This window comes from uncultured Cyclobacterium sp. (assembly GCF_963977555.1).
In the GTDB taxonomy this organism is placed as follows: domain Bacteria; phylum Bacteroidota; class Bacteroidia; order Cytophagales; family Cyclobacteriaceae; genus Cyclobacterium.
Map to the genome: position 1 here is coordinate 1 of NZ_CAXBPD010000005.1, position 25,658 is coordinate 25,658.

18 protein-coding genes are annotated in these 25,658 nt (G+C 38.7%); 7 read left to right on the forward strand and 11 right to left on the reverse strand.

Going from position 1 to position 25,658, the window contains the following annotated elements:
- Window positions 1–860 precede the first annotated feature (860 nt).
- The gene (locus AAC073_RS07280) at window positions 861–1,748 is read left to right on the forward strand and encodes a glycoside hydrolase family protein (protein ID WP_339923191.1); all 888 of its coding nucleotides are present in this window, start codon (window positions 861–863) and stop codon (window positions 1,746–1,748) included.
- Window positions 1,749–1,981: 233 nt separating this feature from the next.
- On the forward strand, window positions 1,982–3,505 hold the full coding sequence (locus AAC073_RS07285) for a sulfatase (protein WP_339923192.1): 1,524 nt from the start codon (window positions 1,982–1,984) through the stop codon (window positions 3,503–3,505).
- A 467-nt stretch (window positions 3,506–3,972) separates the two neighbouring features.
- On the opposite strand, the gene AAC073_RS07290 is transcribed toward AAC073_RS07285, so the two are convergent.
- On the reverse strand, window positions 3,973–4,725 hold the full coding sequence (locus tag AAC073_RS07290; protein ID WP_339923193.1) for a hypothetical protein: 753 nt from the start codon (window positions 4,723–4,725) through the stop codon (window positions 3,973–3,975).
- 2,699 nt (window positions 4,726–7,424) lie between these two features.
- On the opposite strand from AAC073_RS07290, the gene AAC073_RS07295 reads away from it, so the two are divergent.
- Complete coding sequence (locus AAC073_RS07295; protein WP_339923194.1) at window positions 7,425–7,568, forward strand: hypothetical protein; 144 nt, start codon at window positions 7,425–7,427, stop codon at window positions 7,566–7,568.
- Window positions 7,569–7,872: 304 nt separating this feature from the next.
- On the opposite strand, the gene AAC073_RS07300 is transcribed toward AAC073_RS07295, so the two are convergent.
- The 3 genes from AAC073_RS07300 to AAC073_RS07310 all read right to left on the reverse strand — a co-directional run bounded on the left by AAC073_RS07300 (window position 7,873) and on the right by AAC073_RS07310 (window position 10,184).
- Complete coding sequence (locus AAC073_RS07300; RefSeq protein WP_339923195.1) at window positions 7,873–8,868, reverse strand: polysaccharide deacetylase family protein; 996 nt, start codon at window positions 8,866–8,868, stop codon at window positions 7,873–7,875.
- A gap of 285 nt (window positions 8,869–9,153) precedes the next feature.
- The gene (locus AAC073_RS07305; RefSeq protein WP_339923196.1) at window positions 9,154–9,999 is read right to left on the reverse strand and encodes an LPO_1073/Vpar_1526 family protein; all 846 of its coding nucleotides are present in this window, start codon (window positions 9,997–9,999) and stop codon (window positions 9,154–9,156) included.
- 14 nt (window positions 10,000–10,013) lie between these two features.
- Window positions 10,014–10,184, reverse strand: coding sequence for a hypothetical protein (locus AAC073_RS07310; protein WP_157466609.1), 171 nt, complete (start codon window positions 10,182–10,184; stop codon window positions 10,014–10,016).
- Window positions 10,185–10,570: 386 nt separating this feature from the next.
- Here AAC073_RS07310 and AAC073_RS07315 point away from each other — a divergent pair, with 386 nt between their 5' ends.
- Together AAC073_RS07315 and AAC073_RS07320 are read left to right on the forward strand one after the other, a co-directional pair.
- Window positions 10,571–10,867: a hypothetical protein gene (locus AAC073_RS07315; protein ID WP_339923197.1), complete on the forward strand. Its 297-nt coding sequence runs from the start codon at window positions 10,571–10,573 to the stop codon at window positions 10,865–10,867.
- The gene (locus tag AAC073_RS07320; RefSeq protein WP_339923198.1) at window positions 10,843–11,040 is read left to right on the forward strand and encodes a hypothetical protein; all 198 of its coding nucleotides are present in this window, start codon (window positions 10,843–10,845) and stop codon (window positions 11,038–11,040) included. The genes AAC073_RS07315 and AAC073_RS07320 overlap by 25 nt, the downstream gene beginning before the upstream one ends.
- 597 nt (window positions 11,041–11,637) lie before the next feature.
- Here the strand turns inward: AAC073_RS07320 and AAC073_RS07325 are convergent.
- The 6 genes from AAC073_RS07325 to AAC073_RS07350 all read right to left on the reverse strand — a co-directional run bounded on the left by AAC073_RS07325 (window position 11,638) and on the right by AAC073_RS07350 (window position 20,374).
- On the reverse strand, window positions 11,638–13,623 hold the full coding sequence (locus tag AAC073_RS07325; RefSeq protein WP_339923199.1) for a GNAT family N-acetyltransferase: 1,986 nt from the start codon (window positions 13,621–13,623) through the stop codon (window positions 11,638–11,640).
- A 799-nt stretch (window positions 13,624–14,422) separates the two neighbouring features.
- Window positions 14,423–14,836 (reverse strand): hypothetical protein, encoded by a 414-nt coding sequence (locus tag AAC073_RS07330; protein ID WP_339923200.1) that lies wholly within the window; start codon window positions 14,834–14,836, stop codon window positions 14,423–14,425.
- A gap of 827 nt (window positions 14,837–15,663) precedes the next feature.
- Window positions 15,664–15,969, reverse strand: coding sequence for a helix-turn-helix transcriptional regulator (locus AAC073_RS07335; protein WP_339923201.1), 306 nt, complete (start codon window positions 15,967–15,969; stop codon window positions 15,664–15,666).
- A complete protein-coding gene (locus AAC073_RS07340; RefSeq protein ID WP_339923452.1) occupies window positions 15,953–16,291 on the reverse strand; it encodes a type II toxin-antitoxin system RelE/ParE family toxin in 339 nt (112 codons plus the stop codon). The genes AAC073_RS07335 and AAC073_RS07340 overlap by 17 nt, the downstream gene beginning before the upstream one ends.
- A gap of 267 nt (window positions 16,292–16,558) precedes the next feature.
- Window positions 16,559–17,893, reverse strand: a complete 1,335-nt coding sequence (locus AAC073_RS07345; protein WP_339923202.1) for a hypothetical protein — start codon at window positions 17,891–17,893, stop codon at window positions 16,559–16,561.
- Between the two features lie 30 nt (window positions 17,894–17,923).
- Entirely contained in the window at window positions 17,924–20,374 is a 2,451-nt protein-coding gene (locus AAC073_RS07350; protein ID WP_339923203.1) for a TonB-dependent receptor, read from the reverse strand.
- 361 nt (window positions 20,375–20,735) lie between these two features.
- Here AAC073_RS07350 and AAC073_RS07355 point away from each other — a divergent pair, with 361 nt between their 5' ends.
- Window positions 20,736–21,779, forward strand: a complete 1,044-nt coding sequence (locus tag AAC073_RS07355; protein ID WP_339923204.1) for a c-type cytochrome — start codon at window positions 20,736–20,738, stop codon at window positions 21,777–21,779.
- A gap of 6 nt (window positions 21,780–21,785) precedes the next feature.
- A complete protein-coding gene (locus AAC073_RS07360; RefSeq protein ID WP_339923205.1) occupies window positions 21,786–23,147 on the forward strand; it encodes a hypothetical protein in 1,362 nt (453 codons plus the stop codon).
- A 181-nt stretch (window positions 23,148–23,328) separates the two neighbouring features.
- On the opposite strand, the gene AAC073_RS07365 is transcribed toward AAC073_RS07360, so the two are convergent.
- A complete protein-coding gene (locus tag AAC073_RS07365; protein ID WP_339923206.1) occupies window positions 23,329–25,359 on the reverse strand; it encodes an LruC domain-containing protein in 2,031 nt (676 codons plus the stop codon).
- Window positions 25,360–25,658: the final 299 nt, after the last annotated feature.

Sequence of the window (25,658 nt, forward strand, 5' to 3'; positions counted from 1 at the left end):
CCGCCAAAATCGATTGGCGTTTTTTTCACTAATCCAGTGGCTGAAGCCACTGGCTACAAAAATATCACCCCTGCCGGGATTTTAGTTGGCGTAAAGGTTAATGTGTGGTTTCAGTAGAGACCAGTTCCGTTGTGATTTTGTCAGAATTGTTGCGGAAAAATGACAATAATGCCGCCAAAATCCATTCACGTTTGGGCTTTCGGTTTCCGTGGGTTGACACCACACGGTTATTATTGTTGAAGCCCTGTAGGCTTCTCTGGGTGTGATAATATAAAGGCGATACTTTTACTATAAGCCTAAACACGAGTCCACTGCCTGAAACCCGTGACTGTAATATTGTGTCTCCTCAGGGCTTGTGAAGAAGGAAACATTCTATGACAGCAGGATTTATGCAAAAAAAGAATTGATTAGAAGGAAAAAATTTGATTGAATTTCCTGTAGCAGAAGAAGAACAAAAAATTTACCTTGCAACCGGCAAGGTATAAGCGGAGAAAATTGAGATTTAAGACATTGAAATTTGAAAACTTTTGATGTAAAGTTTGCTAATTGTAATGTCAGACCTCCCTAATTATTGAAATAGACTTCCTAATCGGCTTAAACTTTTAAAACCTATGAAAGGAACTTAAAGCCTAAATGAAAATTGATTATAAAAACTTCAAAAAAATAATAAAACACTCAATAATGCGCTTTAGCAAATACGCCTAACTCTTTTTATACTCTTTTTACTGCACTTACAAGCCACAAAGGGGCAAACTTCTCAAAAGATCAAAGGTCAGCTCAAAACCATTTCAGAGGACAATATTTTTCTTTCTGAGGAATACTTCAATTGGGGAGGCTCCATTCTGAAAGGGGAAGACGGCATGTATCACCTGTTTTATTCCAGGTGGCCAAAATCCAGCCAATTTACCGGATGGTTGCTTTACTCAGAAATAGCCCATGCAGTTTCTACTAAGCCTAGTGGCCCGTGGAAATACAAGGAAACAGTACTAAAAGGACGAGGTAAAGGGCATTGGGATGCTATAACAGCCCATAACCCTAAAATCAAAAACTTTGGTGGCAAGTATTATTTGTACTATATCTCTACCAATATGGGAGAAAATGACAGCTATTCCGACAAAGAACTCCAAGAAACCAGTACAACCGGCTATACTCATCCCAACTGGAAAATCTTACGCCCAAACCAAAGAACTGGTGTTGCCGTGGCTGAAAGCCTTGACGGGCCATGGGAGCGATTTGACAAGCCGTTGATAGAGCCATCAGGTCCTATCAGCACACTAACGGTCAATCCTGCTATTGACCAGGGGAAGGATGGAAGGTATTACCTCATTGTTAAGGGGGACAAACCCAATGATGAAAATTTTGTCCGCAATCAAGCCATGGCCATAGGCGATAGTCCCACAGGGCCATTCACCATTCAAAAAAAGCCTGTAATCGATTATATGGATACTGAAGACATGTCTTTATGGTATGACCAAACCAGAGAAAAATACTATGGGATTTTTCATTCCCACACTTTTATAGGTTTGGTAAATTCTGAAGATGGAATTCACTGGGAAAAAGCTGAGGAATATGAAATCATGACCAAAGCCATCCCAACTCAGAAAGGAGAAGACATCAAGCCCGACAGAATGGAAAGGCCTTTTGTGTACCAAGAACAAGGAATAGTGAAGGTATTGGGACTGGCCTGCAAGTTGGGAAACGACTCCTTTATTGTAACCATTCCTGTAAAAGAAAATGCTCAATATTAAAATGTATTTATTAACATTATTTCGGTATAATTTACTTTCCTATATTGGTAAGACGGATCCATTGCATTCTATGAAATTTTAAATGTAGCCGGTACCCGCCAAGCCCAGTTCAATAGGCTAATGGTCAATAAGCAGGGGTTGCGTATTCATTTGGATTAACCCCATTCGTAACATTGAAGGCACAGTTAAACGCATTCTATACTTTTTATTCCAACCCAAATAGCTATTGAATAATGATTAAACTACCGGTAAAAAAGATTCTATTAGGCCTTCTACTTGTAATGTCCTTCAGTGTACTAGAAGGATCGGATATTCCTACAAAGAAAAAACAACCGAATATCGTGTTCTTCTTTGTAGGGGACATGGGCTGGCAAGACACTTCGGTGCCATTTTACAAAGAAGTGACTGCACTCAACCAAAGGTATCAAACGCCAAATATGGAGCGCTTGGCCAGAGAGGGAATGAAATTCACACAAGCTTATGCCAGTGCAGTCTGTACTCCCTCCAGGGTAAGTTTAATGACGGGGGTAAATGCTGCCAGACACAAGGTTACCAATTGGACCTTAATAAAAGATGAATCCCCTGACAGTGACCACAAAGTGATAAAGTCCCCCGATTGGAATCTAAACGGCCTGAGCCCAGTCCCAAATATTCCTCATACCTTCTTTCATTCAGAGAATTTACCACTGCTATTAAGTCAAAATGATTATAGGACCATTCACGTGGGAAAAGCACATTTTGGGGCCTTGGGTACTCCGGGAGAGGATCCTCTAAACTTGGGTTTTAACCTTAACATTGGTGGGAATGCGGCAGGTGGACCCGGGAGCTATCTGGGTATCCATAACTTTAGCGGCGCTTGGAAAGGTTCCGGCAACCCTTTATTGGATTTGCCCGGCCTGGAAGCTTACCATGGGGAAGCCATTTACCTGACTGAAGCACTGACCAGAGAAGGGCTAAAAGCAATTTCAAAGGCAGTTGAGGATGACAAGCCTTTTTACCTGTACCTATCACATTACGCCAATCACCCACCTAGGGAAAAGGATGAACGTTTTTACCAAAATTACATCAATCAGGGACTAAATGAATTGGACGCCACTTATGCATCAATGATTGAAGGCATGGATAAATCCTTGGGAGACATTATGAATCACCTGGATAAACTTGGCGTGGATGACAATACAATTGTCGTTTTTATGTCAGACAACGGGCCCCATCCGCAGGTACCTCAGAACCTACCCTTGAGAGGACATAAATTAGGTCCATATGAAGGAGGAATCCGAGTACCGCTTTTGGTCAAGTGGCCGGGGGTAACCCTTCCGGGGAAAGTTTCAGAGGATTGTATTATCATTGAGGATATTTTCCCAACCTTTTTGGAAATGGCAGGATTGAATAGCCTGATAAATAAAAGTATAGATGGTCAAAGCTTTGTTCCTCTTTTGAAAGGGGAGCCTTCTAAATCCGCAGACAGAACACTACTTTGGCACTTCCCAAACACCTATTTTAGCCCACCGTATAGTGTGGTTAGAAAAGGGGACTGGAAGCTGATCTACTACCATGTGGATCAAAAATTTGAATTGTTCAATTTAGAAGATGACATCAGTGAATCCACAGAACTAAGCAGTTCCAACAGGGATAAAACCAAAGAAATGGCCGTGTTGATGACAGAATTATTGAAAGAAACCAAAGCACAAATGCCAACATTAATTGCTACAGGACAATTGGTACCCTATCCTGATCAGGTATATAGCCTGCGTTAAGAAGATTTTGTCAGCATTGTTGCAGAAAAAAGGGCAACAATACCGCCAAAATTGATAAATGTTTAATTCAATAATCCGGTGGCTGAGGCCACCGACTATAATCATATCACCCCTGCCGGGGTTTTTGGTTTGTCATAAAAGCTGATGCGTAGATTTGGTATAGGGCTATAACGTTGTGATTTTGTCAGCATTGTTGCAAAAAAAAGGCAACAATACCGCCAAAATCTATGACGTTAATTTCCACAATCCAGTGGCTGATGCCACTGGCTACAAAAATATCAACCCTAAAGGGGTTTTCTGTTGGCGCAAGGATTAATACGTGTTTTCGGTAAGGACCAGTCCCGTTGTGATTAATATCCTTTTGTGTTTGGCAGCTCGTGCCCATTTTTTAGAAAGCCTTAAAGGTTAATTTATGATAGTAAGATTAAAATCAATCCTCTCAGAAGTAAAGGGTGTTTTATAATTGGTTAAAAAGCCCGAGCAGCACGAATATAAGTTTTGATGGACTTGCTACCAATTGCCTGATGTCCATTTTCGAAGCCATGGGCCCAAGCAGTATAGCCATTTTGCTCAGTAGAACTCCAGTAATAATCAGCTGCAAAACCACCATAACCATTTAGATGTAGATTAGTGTACATCAAATATAACTCAGCCCGTGATGGTAAAAACCACTCGGTGCCAAGGGCTCGACATACTTCTGTGGCGGTACCTTCCATATTATCGCATTTAATTTGCATCGTGTTAGCCATCCCATCACCTACTCTTGCTCCTTCTATTGTTTCTGCATTACTATCCATAGGATCGTTCTCAACGTTATTTAACCCCTCAAAATCTATTCGGTGACAACCCCATTCTGAAGCCTCGCTCTGATCTGTCTTAGCTGCTACCATTCCCGTTCCATCAGTGGTGTTTAGGTAGAAGATTAATCCCTCTTTATAAGTCTTTCCATATAGACTATCTAAGAGAATCCCCCCATCAATCAATTTTTTTGGTGTTTGGCCTCCATCCAATAATGTTTGAATTTGAGTCGGATCAAATGAATCACAACTTGACCCGAGAAAGCCAATTGGACAGTCACAAAAGCCTCCATTACAAATACCTCCATTTTGACAGGTAAGCTCAGCGCAAGCATCTTTTTCGAATAGACTACAAGAAGGTATGGATAGGGTACCTATAAACAAGAGAACCATTGGCATATAACTCAATACGCTACTTTTCATGTGTTTTTATTATTTTTGAAACTGCCTATTTTGCTTTTTATTTTCAGCAGTCTACATTCATCTGACCTTCACATTTACCGAAACTCCTCTTAGAATAAAATTCTTTCTCGTTTATAAAATTGTGTAGGGCATAGAGATTCGTACCTGGTGGATTTTACACGCTAAAACTAACTAAGAATTTATTAACATTTAGCACATAAAAGTAATTGTTTTTTAAAACAGGTAATTTATTTCAGACACCAAGCAATGTAAAATACAAGTATAAAATTAATCCGATGCCGAATAAACACGACTAAAAGTTAGAAGATTTTGTCAGCATTGTTGCAAAAAAAAGGGCAACAATACCGCCAAAATCGATTGATGTTTAATTCACTAAACCAGTGGCTGAAGCCACTGGCTACAAAAATATCACCCCTACCGGGGTTTCTGGTTTCGTAAAGGTTATTATTGGTATAATTAGAGAATGGAAACGTTTTAATTTTGTCAGCATTGATGCTGGAAATAGGCAACAATGCCGCCAAAATCCATTTACGTTTGGGCTTTCGGTTTCCGTGGGTTGACACCACGCGGTTATTATTGTTGAAGCCCTGTAGGCTTCTCTGGGTGTGATAATATAAAGGCGATACTTTTACTATAAGCCTAAACACGAGTCCACTGCCTGAAACCATTGACTGTAATATTGTGTCCCCTGAGGGCTTGTGAAGTAGGAAACATTCTATGACAGTATGATTTATTAGGCATTTTCGGCCTTCAAAGATTATGGTTTTTGGTGCAGGATGGAAGATGTTAAGAAAATGAATTAGCTCCAACAAGGAAATCCACTCATTTTTAGCCTGGAGTCCTGCACCAAAAATCAAATGATGGTGATGTAAATGAAATATATTCCATACACCTTGTCCATCATTTGAAATGAGATTTGACAGCCTTGATTTTTTTGGTTCGTTTTTTTATCAAGAAAAAAATGAACAGTGGATATACAGAAAAATCACCCCATCCACCTACATTTCAGAAGGCAAGTCCAATCCATTATTATAGAAAACGATCATATGAGAGATTTTGTCAGCATTGTTGCAAATAAATGGCAACAATACCGCCAAAATCGATTGATGTTTAATTCACTAAACCAGTGGCTGAAGCCACTGGCTACAAAAATATCACCCCTTCCGGGGTTTTAGTTGGCGTAAAGGTTATTAAGTAGCTCAAAAAATGAATGAGTACGTTGTGATTTTGTCAGAATTGTTGCAGAAAAATGGCAACAATGCTGCCAAAATCCATTTACGTTTGGGCTTTCGGTTTCCGTGGGTTGACACCACACGGTTATTATTGTTGAAGCCCTGTAGGCTTCTCTGGGTGTGATAATATAAATGCAAAAATTCTATTATGAGACTAAATACTAACCCTCTGCATGAAATCCGTGCCTGTAATATTGTGTCCAGTCAGGGCTTGTGAAGCAGGAAGCCTTCTATAACAGCATGATTTATTAGGCATTTTCGGCCTTCAAAGCTTATGGTTTTTGGTGCTGGATGGAAGGCGTTAAGAAAATGAGTTAGCTCCAATTAGGAGATCCACTCATTTTTAGCCCGGAGTCCAGCTCCAAAAATCAAATGATGGTAATGTAAATGAAATATATTCCATGCACCTTGTCCATCATTTGAAATAAGATTTGACAGCCTTGATTTTTTTGGTTCGTTTTTTTATCAAGAAAAAAATGAACAGTGGATATACAGAAAAATCACCCCATCCACCTACATTTCAGAAGGCAAGTCCAATCCATTATTATAGAAAACGATCATATGAGAGATTTTGTCAGCATTGTGGCAAATAAATGGCAACAATACCGCCAAAATCAATTCATGTTTAATTCACTAAACCAGTGGCTGGTGCCACTGGCTACAAAAATATCACCCCTACCGGGGTTTCGGGTTTCGTAAAGGTTAATATTATCTTAATTAGAGAATGGATACGTCCTGATTTTGTCAGTATTGTTGCGAAAAAAAAGGCAACAATGCCACCAAAATCGATTGGCGTTTGGGATTTCTGTTTCCGTGGGTTGACACCACACGGTTATTGTTGTTGAAGCCCTGTAGGCTTCTCTGGGTGTGATAATATAAAGGCGATACTTTTACTATAAGCCTAAACACGAGTCCACTGCCTGAAACCATTGACTGTAATATTGTGTCCCCTGAGGGCTTGTGAAGTAGGAAACATTCTATGACAGTATGATTTATTAGGCATTTTCGGCCTTCAAAGCTTATGGTTTTTGGTGCAGGATGGAAGGCGTTAAGAAAATGAATTAGCTCCAATTAGGAGATCCACTCATTTTTAGCCTGGAGTCCTGCTCCAAAAATAAAATGATGGTAATGTAAATGAAATATATTCCATACACCTTGTCCATCATTTGAAATAAGATTTGACAGCCTTGATTTTTTTGGTTCGTTTTTTTATCAAGAAAAAAATGAACAGTGGATATACAGAAAAATTACCCCAGCCACCTACATTTCAGAAGGCAAGTCCAATCCTTTATTATAGAAAATGATCATCCGAGAGATTTTGTCAGCATTGTTGCAAATAAATGGCAACAATACCACCAAAATCGATTGATGTTTAATTCACTAAACCAGTGACTGAAGCCACTGGCTACAAAAATATCACCCCTACCGGAGTTTCGGGTTTCGAACAAGTTATTAAGTGGCTCAAAAATGAATGAGTACGTTGTGATTTTGTCAGAATTGTTGCAAATAAATGGCAACAATACCGCCAAAATCAATGGACGGTTGGGATTTCTGTTTCCGTGGGTTGACACCACACGGTTATTGTTGTTGAAGCCCTACAGGCTTCTCTAAACTTTGTAAAAAGAACGTTACAATATTGCTAAAATCGAGAACATTATTTTCTCGAAGTTGGAAAAATAATAAAAAAACAATCCAAGTGATTTTGTCAGTTTTGTTACAGAAAAAGGCAACAATACCGCCAAAATCGATTGATGTTTGGGTTTTCGGAATCCGTGGGTTGACACCACACGGTTATTATTGTTGAAGCCCTGTAGGCTTCTCTGGGACCGTTAAATTTGCTATTTCTACAATTTTGAAATTTGAAAACGAATTGCTGCCTCATTTAGGTATAATGAGCAATTATACCTCTTCCGGATTAAGGATTGAAACGCTTCATGATTTCTTTCCAGTTGGTGAAGATAATGCCTTCTTCTTCGAAAAACTGCTTCATGTCCGGATCAGCAAACATTTCCGCTTCCCAGATCCTTTGTTGCCAAGAGCCGGTAATGGTTTTCAACTGTTCGGTATCTGCGGAAGGGTGGAAAATAATTTCTGTCAACCCCGGTCTTAGGGAGCGGATCAATTCTTTAAAAGCTTCCTTTTTCTCTTCATAGGTATCTGCCTTTGGTGCACTGGTAAAGAAATCCAATTTGGGCAAGGTGTAAGTAGCCATAAAATCAACCACCTCATCGGTGATGGGGTAACCTCCTTGTCTAAAAATCTCCACCACTTCAGGGTTTGAAAGGTCGATGGCATTTGCAGGAATGCCATATTCCATGGCCATTTTAAGGTAAACGATGGCATATTTGGGATCTCCATACAAAGTACCCATATGGGTATCGATATGGTCTGGACGATATCCCAAGGCAAGGGATTTTTCAATCTGGGCCCTAACTTCTGTGGCCACTTCTTCGGCAGAAGCATGGGCAACCACTTCTTCTACAGAGCGCCATAATTTGCCCTCATCGTCAATAAGGCCTGGTACTTCCTCCGCAGGAGCCACAGATGACCAACGCCAGGTTTTCCATTCACTGGTCAATGCCAGATGCAAACCAAGGTCTATTTCAGGATGTTCTATGGCCCAGGCAATGATCTCTTCAAAATTAGGACAAGGAGGCATGGCAGCAGCAGATTGGATATCTCCGGCCAACAGCATTTCTTTGGCTGCAGTATTGGCTTCAGGACTCATACCAATGTCATCTGCATGCAGCATGATGACTTTTTTTCCTTCAGGATAGCCAAGTCTTTCCGCCCAATTGGCCGGGGTTTTGGCCTCTGTTTCTTGTACTTCTGCAGAAGTATTATTTTTACCACATGAACTTATTAGTAATAAGGATGCCAAAAAGAGGCTGGAAAACAACTTGATTTGCATAACTTTTTCTTTTTACTACTCAAAAAGAGGTATTTATGACTAGTTGAGGGAGGGGGAAAGTGAAATTGTTGTAATTCATGTAAGCCAAATATTCTTATTGTAATTTCTCTTCTGAGAAACTCTTCTAAAATTCAAATATCGATAGAATCTAATAACTTTGTATAAATTCAGCGTTTAGAGTAAATAGTCCAATTTCCATGCAACAAATACCAAATTTAATTATCGGAAATTTGAAATTTCAATACATTAATCAATAAGTTTAATCTTTTTAGCTTTTTAGTATGCTTAAAATAGCTTTTTAATATCTACATTAGAAAATTTTGAAAGATTTAACCACCCAATTAATTTACCAATTGCCATTAGGTGAAAATGATCAACAGCACATTTCTCGATTAAGTCTATTAATTTAAGTATACTTTCTAAATTATTTTCAGAACAATATACCTTAATATCATCTAATTTCATTCCTTTTAATTCAGGAGATTTCTTTAGGATGCTAGGAACCAACCTCATACCTTTAATACTAATGCCTCTCGATTCTATAGCACCCTTACATGCAATATATTGAATATCACCAGCTGTTACAGTTTCAGAATCTGAAATATGTTTTAAAGTAGATTGCAGGGTTAAATTTATTTGTACCGCAGAATTGTTACCCATTGAAGCATTACTCGATAAAACCATTAAACTTAAATAATCAATATGCTTTTTACTAAGCATTGGTATAATTTTTAGTGATTCACTTGAAATCAATTCAATGAGTTCTGGGCAATCTCTTGATGCGACTGTACAAAGAAGTTCAGTCAAAAGCTTGATATTACTTTTCTCACCTCGCCTAGCAACATTAATTGCAATTGATTGCATTTCATACTGAAGTGAAGGATCGGTAAATTTTTCCGCATCGATAACATCTTTATGCTTTCTAAATGAATACTCTAATTCTTCTAACAGTTTTTCAACCCTTTCATCGGCGGTTTTAGAAGCAATTTCTTGAACTTTTGGAAAATTTAATTGAAATAAATCAAGAAATATTGCTCTGATATCAGTATAATTTGGACCCAATACCAAATCTCTCTGAACTTGAATCCCTGTAGAATTATTACCTATTTGTTGTTTCTGTTTTTCCAGCATAATCAATATTTAACCTATGAAGAATAATCTCCTCCTACCTGAATTCCTTTACTATTTTTTCCGATTTTTTGCTTTTGTTTTATTGCTTTCTTAAACCCATTTCGTTGTCCAAGAAACCAAAATATAAATCCAGAAAATACTCCAGAAAACATCCATTCATAATTTGTTGAGAAAAATTCTATCATAATTTCAATACTAAGTTCATCCTATTCTTAAATTTTACCCGCAACGCAAATATTAGAGCGAAGATCCATTTTATTAATTAACCACAAAATTAACAAAGTTCTCCCTACTTTAAAAGCCTCGGAGGTGTAAAATTGAAATTTTCTTTCGTTATATAGAATTTAGTAATACATACTACCAAAGAAAGGGTACAAAAACATATATAAACTAATAATTCTATCAATATACAAATAGCAACTCACAAACAACCTTAAAACTACCCAAAAACGACCAATACAGTTCAACAATTAACCCTTTAGTATTTTTTACACTATAAAATTTGCATTTTATAAAACTAAAAAGTATTTTCATTGTAGTCATTTATATATATCCCAAAAAATTATAAGATATGAGCACAATGAACTCAGTTTCCATCAACATTCCGGAAGAAGACCTAACGGAAATTAATAATGCCATTGCTACTCTTAAAGCCAAACTGTCGCCTTACCTAATCGCCATTACTCCTGCAGAGCGGCAGACGGTACCCAAAATGAGTGATGGCACCATTCCCTTTGTGGAAAAAGCCATGGACTATGCACGGGAAGACGCACAGTTTCTCCCCCCTACACTGATTTGGATGAAGTCCATAAAGATTGGAATGCGGTTAAGAACTTGGTCCCAATGCTTAGGGATATCCAGCAAGTAGAAAGCAGCCTCAACGACACGGTGATGGTGGCTGGATCTGAAGCCTATTTGGGCGCACTCAGCTATTATAATTCCGTGAAATATGCCACCAAATTGAATGTGGCCGGTGCCAAAATCATCTATAAGACCTCAAACAGCGCTTCCAAAAATCCAGAACGTCCTCCACCAATGTAGCTGAAGGTTAACACGTAAAATCCGCAGCTTATTTCTCGAATTAATTGGTATTTATAGGGATAAAACCTCCCAGTTTTCACTTGACTAGTTTTAACGTCAGGTTTAATTTCAATAAAACCTGTAAGGTTTTCGGATTTGAGGGATTAATGAAAAGTTGCTAGACATAAAACCTTACAGGTTTGACTTGCCTAGTTTTAACGTCAACCTGAGTTGGATAATAAAACACAAAGCTATTAAAGAAAATATTAGTGACGGTTGCGATAAAATCCCCCTTAGTCCCCCTTTGGAGAAAGGGGGATTTGCCTTATCTGCTTTTACTGTGTCTATTTCAAGGAGGGAACTGCTTGACTCAATAACCCTAATTTTACCAGAAAGTATTCAAATCGAACTCAGGTGGTCAGATTGATTAGGAACAATACCTGTAAGGTTTTCAGATTTAAGGTGATGAATCAAAGGTTGCTACATATAAAACCTTACAGGTTTAACTTGCCTAATTTTATCCTCAGGTTGATTTTAACTAAACCTGTAAGGTTTGCGGATCTAAGTCAATTAATGAAAAATTACTAGATATAAAACCTTACAGGTTTGGCTTATCCATTATTTATTCTGGTTACCGGTATTGATTTGTTTGTTATTGATCAGGTTGATGTGCCTGATATTTTTCATTATCTCTATGCGGTTGATCAGGGAATCGATGATCATGTGGTAAAGTTGATCTCCCAGCACCTGGTCCTCCACCCCAAAGTCGATATTAGGGTTATCATTTACCTCTATTACATATACTTTGTCCTCCACAAATTTGAGGTCCACGCCATAGAGTCCGTCCCCAATAAGGGAAGAAGCTTTCACTGCCAGACTTACTATTTCCTCCGGCACCTGATCTATGGCTATTGTTTCATGGTTGCCAGACTTATCCTCTGCTTCACTGTTCCAGTTATAGATCTGCCAGTGATCCTGCGTCATGTAATATTTGCAGGCATAGATCGGTTTATTGTCCAGTATCCCTATCCGCCAATCGTAGGCAGAATACAAAAACTCCTGGCAAATTACCATATCGGTTTTCTTGAAGAGCAAGCCCAGTTCACGCTTTGCCTCCTCCTTATTGTTTACTTTTATCACGCCGAGAGAAAACGCACTATCGGGTTGTTTGAGTACTGCCGGGTACCTGATATTGTCCAGCAGCTTGTCTTCAAACATGTTCTTGGTCAAAGTGAAAGATTTAGGGGTGCGGATTTTATTTTTCTTAAATAATTCATCCTGGTAAATTTTATTGGAGCAGCGCAGAATAGACCAGGGATCATCTATCACCACCAGGCCTTCAGCAAAAGCAAGGCGGGAGAGTTCATAGGTATAATGGTTTACATTGGTGGTTTCCCGGATAAACAAAGCATCAAATTCGTTAATTTTATTGATGTCTTCTTTACCAATAAAAGAAACATACACCCCTTTTTTGTTGGCAACCTTACGAAATTTCTCAAGCGCTTCCTTATTTGAAGGCGGGTTAGCTTCAAAGGGATTGATCAAAATAGCCAAGTCATACCGGTAATTATTCAACTTGGGAAAATTGTACCGCTTTTTGTTAAAGTGACGCTGGGCGGCATAAAACAAGGTTTCTTTTTGTACATCATCCAGGCCTTTGAAGGTCAGCACCTTAATGTTTTTTATGATCCATTTATCTACCTTAATAAAGTTAATGGTAAACAAGGGCACCTCAAAAACCTGATACAACCTTGCAGCCAACACCTTATAAGCCTTCAGTGGCGTTTGTCCAAAATACAAATCAAGAGACAGGCTATTGCCTTCTTCTTTGCTAAGGATTTGGTTTACCTGTTCATTCAACTCAAAGGAAAGTGACTGCACCACATTGGCGATTTGCACATCTTTAATGGTAGAGGTACTTGGTATCACCCTTTGGCCCCGAGCAGAGGCCAAAAGAGAGACGTAGTAACCATAGCTTTGGTACTTGTAAGAACTACAGAGGTTAAAGACCCTGAAATTGGCATTGTTTTGATAGAGAGGATTATTTATATAGTCTTTGACAGATACTACTGTTGCTTTTAGCCCCGCATTTTGCCAGACGTAGGGCTGGTCGATCACGATCAGGTTTTTATTACCCTTATCTATTGCTTCTGCCCTAATTTTCATGCCCATCTTCAAGGCATCTTCACCGTTCTGATAATAGTTCTTCAATGTTTTGATCACTTCAAAACCCCTGGACAAATACCAGCCCGTGAGCTTGCTTTGGCCTTCCCTCACTTCCAGGGTAATACTCCTAAAATTATTAGAAAGGGCAAAAGCCTTGATGTATTCCAGAAATGCATTGCCTATCCCTTCCTGCCGGTATTGAAGTGCTACACTGATGGAATACAAGCGTAGCATGTGCTTGTACTTAAACAATACGGCCGAAGCGACAGGCTGATTATCGGCTGCATTCTCAGCAATAATCAGCTCCTGAAAAGAACTGCTCAGTCCTTTTTTGAGGTTTGCAGCTGAGGTTTGTTGGAATTCAGGAAATGATTCCTTCTCAAGGCTCAGGAGAAATTCCAGGTCTCCTGAACCGGCCTTACGAAAATTTAATTTCATGGATCCTATTTATGCTTGGCTACAATACATTCCCAAATTAACCCCAAATTATGCAAAAGCCCTTTTAATACTTACTAAGACCGCTTCAACCAAACTGATTGTCTTTCGTTTAGCAGTCTCCCGCAAATCTTGGTGGATAATGTGGGATAATGTAATAAAAGGTAAACAATTACTTACATACACTAGCGGAAAAGTTCATGCTCAGCTAAGTACGGATACCCCGATGAAGTGTTGTATAATTTCGAAATATTATGCGTCTTTGACCCAATTATTGAACGCCCCAAAAGCCGGCGTGAGGAAAAAGCACATCAACCTGCATATAACTGCTCGACGGAACTCTATCTTTAAACAGGAAACGACTCCCCTGTTCAATGGTACGGTTAAAAGCAATAAAGCCACATTCTAATTTATTGCCCTAAAATATGGGAGATTGCACCGGGTAATCATAAAGTTTTCGGGTTCCAAATATTTTAAGCGATTATTTTTATAAAACGCTTTATTTTAGCCCTTTACCCTTGTCAGTTTTTGGTCGAAAACATGAGTTCGGAGGTGGAAAATATAAGGTTTTACCTGCAAGGATCCATAAAAAACATTCAAGCCTGTCAGTTTTAGGTACTCCCCAGCAGTTCTCTATCAGTAATTTGGTGTTAGAAAGGGGTTAGGGGTACTTCGGAAGTACCTTTGGGTAGTTTGAGAATAGCTGGTTGGGGTTCGTAAATATCTGATTTGGGCTTTTTAACCCCGGACAAGATTAATACCCGAGAGCCATTATGAAACCTTTTAAAAGCATTTAGAAATCTTATCTTTTGATCACGCCTAACCAAAAGACAATAGCAATGGCCAAATGCCACCAGACACCTGGTTGCCACCACCAACTGATTATAATTTTATTCCAGCCCAATTCCCAAATCAAATTGGTATTTGGGTAACCATTATCAAACCCTTGAAAAATATTGACTAGAAATTCAATAATTACCGAGAAAAAAGCGCCGCAAAACGTTCCTAAAAATACAAAAATCACAAAAGGTGTCCTGACAAAGGTTGAAATAAATCCAATGTTCTGATTTTCAAAATCAATTTCAACAGTTTCTGTTTGTTCTTCTTGCGCTTCCTCCAGAGGGCCATTCCTTTGCTGTGAATATCCGGGCCTGGACCCAAGAAAGGCCCCAAACATAAGCAATACAATGAAAATTTTATTCAGCCTTGTATCCATTTTATAGAGTGGTTAATTGAATAATGCTATTGTTAAAATCAAGCACACAACTCTTCAATATAAATCGTGGCCATTTGAGAAACTATCAAGTAAAAATATAACCAAATATACACTTTGAGTAAAATTTCAGTACACATAGATGGATCTACTAGCATTTACCAACCCTTATTCTATACCGCTTATTTTCTGGTGTCCATGTTACTCCATTAATAAAGAATTTGGAATATTCATACTTGTCTAAGTTGATGAGGATATTCCAGAAGCATTGGCGGAGATTTTGTTAGCATTGTTGCGAAAATAGGCAACAATGCCGCCAAAATCAAGATATAATCATTTCACACCAAGGGCTGACACCCTTGGCTGGGATATTTCGCCCCTTCAGGGCTTAGTAGCATCATAAAAAATAAAATACGTATTCCTTAAAGAACGGTAGTTTTAAGAATCAAAATCCAATCAGTGAAATATCGATTTGGAATATAAGAACATTATGACAACATGATATATTAGGCATTTTTCAGCCTTCAAAGCTTGTGGTTTTTGGGGATGGATGTAGGGCGTTAAGAAAATGAGTTAGCTCCAACTAGGAGATCCACTAGGACTTGGTGTAATTTGCAATTATACCTTGCTATCTATATGGTTGAACTATAGAAAAATTATTTTAAAAAGGCCAATTGTAATGAACTGCTTCTAAAGTATCTCCAAAAATCATCCTTGCGCTAACATTGGCATTCTTCTATAAATACAAGGAATGTACACTGAAAAAAATAGCCGCAGAAATTAATAGTTTGGTCCAACTACTACCAGCACATTTTTTCATAAAGTACTGGTTAAAGTTTTACCGATAGCTCTATCGTCCCGCCCAATCCATTTTCAATAATTCTCTTGAGCGTTGATATTTTCACCTCTTTTAAATTATTCTCAATCTTAGATATATAGGATTTGGTAGTCCCGACTTTATCGGCCAATTCTTGTTGTGTCATTCCTTTATCAATTCTTGCTTGATGAAGCATTGCCCCGATTTTGAAAGACTTATACCCTTCTTCAAGCGCGTCCCTTTTTTCTGTTCCGGTTTTACCATAATGCACATCCTTAAACGCTTCAAGTGTCATTAAATCATTATTTTTCGTTTTCATAAGCTGCCTTGATTCTAAGTACCCTAGTTATCTCGTTCTTTGGCGTTTTTTGAATCTTTTTTTGAAATCCATTCATCAATACAACAAGTTTACCTGTATCAAAAAAACAAAATATTCTGAAAATATCGTCTCCATTTTGAACTCTAATTTCATAAAGTCCATCCGTATTTTTGATAAATTTCAGATACGTTTCCGGTATCCTTTCCAACTCTTCAATTAAGCCTAAAGCCCAAATAATTTTATCCTTAACTTTCTGATTTTGCTTGATGAAAAATTCTTGAAAGTGGTTTTTGTAAAAGACTATTTGGCGCTTTTTACGTATGTTTCAAATTTACCAAAAGTAGCCCTTTAGAGCAATATTATTTATACACACCTTATAATAGTAATTATCTGAGCAAAACAATAATTACGAGCTCAAATGAAGATTTTGTCAGCAATGTTGCATAAATAAGCAGCGATTCCTCCAAAATCAGGACTCAAGTTTAATTCCTATAGTTACTTAAAAATGTCTTCGAATTTGATTTAAACAAAAAATCCCCTGCACTTTCTTAAAGAAAATGCAGGGGATTTGAAAAAGTGCGGTTTTTATCTAGAATACACCGATGAAGTGATTTCCTGGTTTGTTGATTATTTTGGCGCCGATTGAAACCTCGTTGGTTTGGCTGTGAAGGACGTAGATATTTCCATCCTGCCCAAGAGGTGAAATAGGCAAAAGCAGATCGTCACCACTTACCAAGAATCCTTGGAATTGGTTGAACCTTACATCAGGATCATTCGGTAAACCCTGTACTATAGATGCTGTTTTCTGGTTAAGGTCCATGCGAACGACATATCCCTGATCTTCCTCACCATGACGGATCAGTGCATAACCAATACCATTGCTAACGTATTTCCATGCGTCCACATAGGTATCTGTTAATCCAAGTGCATCATCAAGACTCAACGCATAAGTATTATCATATTCGTTATTAGATCCAATTCTCAAGATATGAGAGCCATTGCTATCTCTGGTAGTGGCTTGGTAAATATAACCATCGTCAGCCAATTGATTGACATTACTTCTATAACCGGAACAGTCGCCATCGGCTTGAGTAGAAGTAATAAGAGTAGGATTTTCCAAAGAAGGGTAATCTACAACAAGTGTTTTGGAACCCAATCTATCCCATTCCGTTTCTCTCTCACCTGTCGAAGGATTGTATTTCCTCATCCAAGTACCGATCAGTAGTTTGTCTCCTGCCTGGTTTAAAACAGGGGCATCCAATCTGAAGATTGTGTGACCCGCAAGTTCTTCTTCAGTCGACAAGGGAAGTTCATATGATTTGTAACCCGAAATAAGTGTCTCTTGCATATCCAGGCCCAAAACAGTAGCTGTTCCTCTGTAATACTGATAATCAGCTGTAGGATCTGTAGCATTATTGGCCGCTATATTTGCTACGTTTACGGCAATACCTGTCTTATCACCATCATATAGTTTACTCCATCTTGGAGAAGTCCCAGCATACTGAGAAATATTGACTGTAACATCTTCCTGAACATAATTGCTACCTCCTCGGATATCAAACTTGGCATATTCACCACCATTCTCACCGCCATAGGCAATGTTAAACAAAGTACCTCCATCTTCAGAAACCTGCAATCTGGCAGTACGGTTTGATTTTACAGGTTCACCATCATCAAATACATCAAATTCCATTTCTGGGTCAATGGCATCTTCATAGCTTATCGCATATATATTGGTACCACCATTCCCATCTCCGGGAGCATCCCCCATAAATGCACCAACCAATGTCACCCATCGATCCGCTTCCAATTCATCGTCTTTTAATATCGGCTCATCCTCTTCAACACAGGCTCCAGTAGCGATCAATGCCACAGCCATACCTAAAGAAAGCAATTTTTTGTTTAAAATAAATTTTCTGAACATTGTTCTATATGTAATTGTATTTAACATGATTTATTTAAAATTACCTATTGTATAATTGAGCTTGACATAAAATGCTCTTCCCGGCTTTTGCACGGCAAAATTGTCATATACTTGTTTATCAAACATATTTTTGAGGTCAAGACTTACGGCTAATTTCCGATTTGGAAATGTGTAGGTTGCCCCAATGTCATTGATGTACTGCCTGGGCGTTCTAAAGTCTTCTATTTCCAGCCAGGTGGTGTAAAACCTATCAACAAACCCGAAATAATGGGACAACCTTAACAAGGAACCTGGCTCCAAGACATCTCTGAAAGTGTAATCCAATGAACTATTTATAGTAAAGAAAGGCTCGTTAGGGATCTGCTGCTCATAATTTGCAAAAACATTTCCGTTAGGGTCAAACTCAGTATTGAATTGAGAGTTGAATTTAGAGACGTTGGCAATAAGCCTAAGGGCATCTCCGTAAGCATACTTCACTTGCCCCTCAAACCCAATGGATTTGGTTTTACCCAAGTTTTCAAATGGATTGGTCTGGACAGCATCATTGATCCTTGGGTTTATCTGTTGGATAATTTTGTCTTTGGTATCTCTGATAAAGCCTGTACCGGAAAAAGAAAATGCATGAGACTGATGTTCAAACTCACCTAGTATAAAGCCGATGTTTAGGTTATTGCTTATCTCAGGTCGAATGCCAAGATTTTCAACAATATTATCACCAGGACTTCCAAAAATCTCTCCTTCAGAAGGCATTCTCACCGCCTTTTCCGCTGAGGCAAGTAGGGTCAAAGGTCTAATAACCCTGTAAGAGAAAGCCGCTCCATAGCCACTTGTGTTTCTACTACTGTTGGAACGGTCTTCCACTCGAGTTGTACTACCATTTTCTTCTACCAACAAGGGATCCATCTTCGCTATACCTTGAACATAGTACTTACCAAAAACACTCCCTTTTAATTTGGACTGCAAAATATCCAGTTCATAGCTAAGAGAAGTTATTGACTTCTGAAGATCACGGGTACCTATAAATTCTCTTTCAACATCACTTTTCATAAAGTCCTGTTGGTCTCTATCAATAGCGTAAAAAGATTGACCTAAAAAGACTTTGTGATTTGGGTTAATTGCATAAGAAGCCCCTGCACGAAAAGTAGCTATATTTCTATTAATATGGTTTAAGGTTGGTGCATCCTGCTGAGCACCGCCTGGCCGTAAAATCGGATCACCATTCAGTCCCAAACTTTTTTCGCCAAACCAATTGTAATTCCATTTGACAGTATCTGAAACAACCTCATTTCTTTTACTCAGAGAACCATTGAAATTGACATCAAAACCTTTTATACCAAAATTTTCTTTCAAATAAGTCAAGCCTAAAACATGTGACTGAGAAGTCCCGAAACGCCCTTTGTATGGTATTGACATATAAGTGCCATGTTGGATTTCATTGTAATCGTCGGATCCTGTATAGCTTACAAAAAATTGATCGGCCCATTTCACGTTGGTAAATCCAAAATCAACCTTTCCTCCAATCGAACGGTAAGCATCATTGAATCGCTTCGCCCTTACATAGTCATACCTTCCATTGGGAAGTATGTTTCTTACAAACTTTCCCCATACCTCATAATCATTGTCAGAAGAATTGGAGAAGGCGGACACCTTGGTAGTAAAACCTGTGGTCTCATCTCTATAAGCGGCATTCACATTACTCTGAAAGGTATTAAAAGAGCCATAGGAAACTGAGGCTGAAAGATTATTAACCACTCCCTTTTTCAAGATCACATTGATGGCACCGCCCAAGGCGTCATCTGCCAAGTGTGCTGGTATTACCCCTTTGTAAACTTCAATCCGCTCAATTAGTGCTGGAGGGATACTGTTTAAACTAAAAGAGGATCCATAGGTAGAGATAGAAAGTCCGTCAATAAAAATTTTTACGGAGTTACCGGACATTCCATTCAGATTATAGTCCACCCGAGAGCCCAATCCGCCATTTTGTCTAACGCGGATTCCAGCAGTCCTATTCAGTAAGTCATTGGTTTGTATGGATTGAAGTGCCGCTTGCTTTGTTTCTACAACTTCTACCGCAAAACCTGCGGTCTCTATTTCAGTCTTGACTGACTTTCCTTCCACAACGATCCCTTCAAGGTCAGTAGTAGATGCTGACAAAGAAAAATCAAGTTGTATTATAGTTTCTACTCTATCAATACTTATATTCTTGCTTAACTTCTCGTAGCCCATACTAGATAGCAAAAGCTCAAAATTACCTTTTGGTACATCCGAAATTTGATAGCTTCCATCTAAAGCGGAAATTGAAGTAAACGGGCTATCTTTTATCCTCACGATTACTCCAGGAATTGGATTGGATCCGGCATCAAGAATTCTACCCTTAACCGTTGCAGCTTGTGAGGATTGAGCAAAAGAAAATGTGCTATATATAAATAGAAAGGCAAGTACCCTTATTTGTCTTTCTAGTAAAAATAATAATTTTCTCATGCTAATTATTGAATTATTCTAAGGGTAAATAAATAAACCAACCCTTAATTTTTTCTCGTATTCGTTTTAATCTCCGTTAAAACGTTCGCGCTATTTAGACTTAGTCTAATCGAACACAATATTACAAAAAGGGATTTTTGATAGCAATACTTATTTAGATTAATTTTTAATAACAAGAAAGAAATTTTTAAAATCCAGAACAAGGCTTGATATTCATTGAATTAAAAAGTACCTAAATGCCATCCCTTCAGGCCTCATTTTAAAAGCCTTATCCTAGGTATCCATATTTCCTTATTGTGATATTAATCACCTTTTAAGGGAGGGACAAAGAATATATTTGTGTAAGGTTAAAAATTAAAATGTGAAAAAATCTTCCAAACCCATTATTGAATTACTGCGCAGCCTATATGGCTTGTCATTACTTTTATTTATTTTGATTTCATTTATTGCTGCGCTTCTAGTTGTAAGCCAATGGGAAATACCATCCCCTCCTCAGGAGAAAAAACCGGTGGCTCTGGTAAAATCTCCTAAAGCAAATTCCCGACTTATAAAAGAAAAAGGAATCTGGCAGGCGCCAGATTGGGCCAGCGTGGAAATAGCACCCAACACGGAACAAATTCGCTATGGCAGAGAATTGGTCGCACATACTTCGGAATACCTTGGCCCTAAAGGAAAGGTACAACAAATTTCAAATGGGATGAATTGCCAAAATTGTCATTTATCTGCCGGAACGGTAGCGTTAGGCAATAATTTCAGTGGGGTTGCAGCCAATTATCCAAGAATAAGGGCCAGGTCAGGCCTTACTGAAGACCTACCCAAAAGGATCAATGATTGTTTTCAAAGAAGCTTGAACGGAGAAGGACTCGAACCTGATAGCAAAGAAATGAAAGCCATGGTTGCCTATATGGAGTGGCTTGGCAAGGATGTTCCAAAAGGGGTAAAACCTTTGGGTGTAGGATTGTATAAAGTACCATTTCTGGAACGCTCCGCAGATCCCATTAGGGGCAAAACCGTTTATGACCTACAATGCTTCAGTTGCCATGGAAACGAAGGGCAGGGCTTAAAAAATCCTGCAGGAACAGCCTACCTCTACCCTCCTCTTTGGGGGTCGGGAAGTTATAATGACGGCGCAGGATTGTTTCGTTTATCTAAGTTCTCTGGCTATGTAAAGGCCAATATGCCTTTAGGAGCCACCTATGAAAAACCGCTATTAAGTGATGAAGAAGCCTGGGATTTGGCAGCCTATGTCAATTCCATGAGTAGACCTTCTAAGGATCTTTCGGGAGATTGGCCGGACATAAGCAAAAAACCGATGGACCACCCTTTCGGTCCCTATTCGGATGATTTTCCGGAGACACAGCATAAGTACGGCCCTTTCCAACCCATACTGGCAGTAAAAAAATAGGGCAGCATGAAAAAATTAATTCCGCTACTGATAGCTATATCCTTGTGGGCACCGGTTTATGGGCAACAAGATACTACCCTTTGGAAACCTTCGGTGAGCGTAGGGCTTCGCTCCTATTTCATGAGCACCTCCTATTGGGAGGATTATAAAAATGACTATGCCTTGGGCCAAATGGCCAGAATTGCTCTTACTTCGAAGTTGCCCTATCATTTTCAAGTAAAGGCCGAATACCTGGGATTTCTCAAGGTACTTGGCTCAGACTTTAGCGCGCTGGATACTCGCGTACCAAATCTAAACCGATATGAGGTAGGCTTATTTGATGTCAATCATTTGGATAGAACTGTTTTCGGCAAAATAGGAAACCTCCACCTGAATTATTTGCGAGACAACTTTCAGGCAAGTCTTGGGAGAATGGAAATAAACACCTCTTTTATCAATGCCCAAGATGGGCGTTTGAGTCCTACTTATATTGAAGGGATCTACTGGAATTTTCAGGTCAATCCTCAGGTTTCTATTTCCCACCACCTTATCACGGGGATTTCTCCACGGTCTACGGGTAACTGGTTCAGTGTAGAAGAAAGCATTGGTATGTACCCTGTTGGACGCGATGAATCAGGCCAACGTTCCGACTATTTCGGAAATACTCGGTCGGATTTCGCCAATATTATAGACGTGAAATTAAACCTTAAATCAGCCTCTTCACTGCTTTTAAACCATACACTGGTAAATAATATTTACAGTACCTACTTGGCCCAATGGGACAAAAACTGGGAGTTTCCTAACAGGACCTTTCAAGGAATCACAGGCCTTCAGGCTACTGTTCAACATGGCATAGGAAATGGCGGGAATGAAGATGTCGCCTTGAGGTACAAAAATCCTGAAGATTTCCACTGGATAATAAGTAGCAGAATCGGGGTAAAATCTAAAAAGAGCTTGTGGCATTTAAATTACAGCAAAATGCAAGGTAACGGGCGCTATTTAAGTCCAAGAGAATGGGGGAAAGACCCCTTCTATACCTTTATACCGAGAGAAAGAAATGAGGGACTCGGGCAAGTGGATGCGATCAGCACCTATTTTCAGTATGCTTTCCCTGAAAAATCATTACAATTGTACAGCTACCTAGGTGTGTATTTTTTACCTGATCCTGCTGATGCAATAAAAAACAAGTACGCTATGCCAAGTTATGCACAGGCTAACCTTGGCGTTCGGTACAATCCTAAAAAATGGATTAAAGGCTTCAACATGCATTTGATCCTGATGAGTAAAACGGCCTTGGACCAGCAAAACCTCCGCCCTGCTTGGGTATATAATAAAGTCAACCTATTCCACACCAATCTAATTCTGAATTACACATTTCCCAGCAATTAACATCCATACCCTTTAATCCGGCATCCTGCAAGTCCAGAACTTCATTTAAACGCTACATGTAGAAACACAAGGATCTTCTAGGATATTATCGGCGGTTAGAATCCTTTTTACTAAGGCAATAAAAACGCAAAAAGGCCTTCCCATATAAAGGGAAGGCCTCTTGTTAATGTTTATATTTGTTTTACTTTTTATAAATGGCATCTGAGTTAACCTGACCATTAGTATCCAAGTACCAATCTAGGTAAGACATTCCCCCAGATTTTGCCCACTCAGAAAACCTTGTATATGCTTTTGTGAAATCGACTTTTTCCTGTGTATAAGATATACTTTGAGGAATATGGAGCGCCCAATTGAACCCATTATTGCTTGTGAAGTATTTTCCTTCACCAATTGCACTAATATCATCGGCGGTATTGAACCATTCTGTGTCCATCAGGTCTGTTGGCTCTTTATCCATAAGGTGAACCTCTCTACCCCTATCCTGATTGATGATCATAAATGGATTATAAGGAGCAGCACCCAGGTCAGCTTTCCTAACTGATTCTTTGAATACTATTTTCACAACTATTGTATCTGCTTCATGTTGCGCATTTCCCGCATTGACATTGGCCATGATTGGTAGTTTATCATTTACATCATCCATAATTATTACGGTGGCCAATCTCTGCCCTTGCTCTACACCATTTGATAAAGTTTTGATTGTTCCAGTTTTCAACCTGGTACCCTCTACACTCAAAACCTGATCAGAAGACACTCCTAACTGTATGCCGAACCCATTTCGGTAGCCAGCACCTGTGGCACGCACTACTGTAATCAATTCAATCTCTTTGATGCGGTTATTCGCATTTGATATTTCATTGATATTGTAGTCTAGCACCAAATCATTCAAATCATAGTCACCAAAGCTTGGCCACAAGTCTTCAAATAACAAGGTTCCAAAGGTGTTTTCTCCGAGTGAATAATTATTAAAAGCCCTTTCAGGGTCTTCAGGGTATTCATCCTGACTGTCTGCTACGCCATCACCGTCTTTATCCTTCTCATCAGAGTCTATAGGAACGTAATCAGATAAATCTACACTTGTAATTGGATTCCAGGAAGCATAAAACATCACATCATTAAAGTCATGATCACAGCCATTAAAATCCCTGCGTATATCTTCCCATCCCATTAGTAATATTTGCTCTGTAGGATCGTACAAAAATACCATTTGATCCCTTACTGCCTCCTTCTTATTGTCTGTATTCAAATCTTTATCTGCATAAAAAACACCATTACCATAGGTTAAACTATTTTGCCAGCCATTTGAGATCAAAAACCAACCGATATAAGTATCTTTCTCAAAAGCTCCGTCTTTGGGTCCTGTTAATTTAACTTTGTCTCCAGGGCTCAATACACCCGCCTGAGCATTTGGGAAAATTATAGTCTTGTTTTTGATATCAGCTGCAGTTTTAGGTGCTTCCCCCTCTTTGTACCAATAATAACCAATGGCATTTCGATAACTTCCACCTGTATGGACATAAGTAACCCAAACTTCAGCATCTTCACTTACAAACAATTCTCTTTTATACTTCTCATTCAAGGCTTCAGGATTTGAGGACCTAATATCTATTCTTTCTGGAAGACTCGAGTTGATATTCTTCAATAACTGCTCAGAAATTTTATCTGCTTCTATCAAATACTCAGGCTTTCCATTGCTCTTCCAAGATCCAAGCGTTAGGAAATCATCATTGATGGAAGCTGTTCTTGCATTAATGTTCTCTTGATCAGTAGAAAAATATTCTTCAGGTAAAATACTAGGATTGGCAGCATCATAATGATAGTTAACCCGTCCACCTGAAACTGGCACAATTGCCATTGGTTCTACACCTATATAGTCAGAAGTTACAAACACCTGTTTTACATAGCTAGGAAGGTCCAATGTAATCGCCACACTTCCCTGCTCATCTAAACGGACAGTTTGCAATAATTTCCCGTCTTTCTGAGGGTTGCCATTGTATATTTTATATACCACATTTGATATAGGTGATTTATCTCTGCTTGCAGCAGAAAGATTAAAATCAACTGAAGAAGTAGTGGAAAAATCAAAATTTGCTGGAATATTAAGTCCAAGATTGTCTTCCTGAATTACTGTTTCAGAGATTTCATTGATTGGATCGCAGGCAAATAATGTTGCCACAATTCCAAGGGTCAGAAATAAGCTATTATTTTTCATATCTATTTAGTTTTAAAAATTTCTCTTTTCGTATGATACAAATGTATATACAATAGTAAAGAGACAGGGATATACTCGATAGACAGCGGTTTTCTATAGGTAAAATCAATATTTTAGTAGTTGAATTGGTTTCCAACATTTGATAGATTTAACCCGAATTAGGTTTAATCGTTCTTGTAGATGCATGAAGTAGTGCAAGGTATATGGCCCAGCCACTTGGGCCTCCAGTGACCAATCTCAATACCTTACTGACAATGTGGGAAAAATGAATTTTATGAAAATTAAACTTAGACCTAATA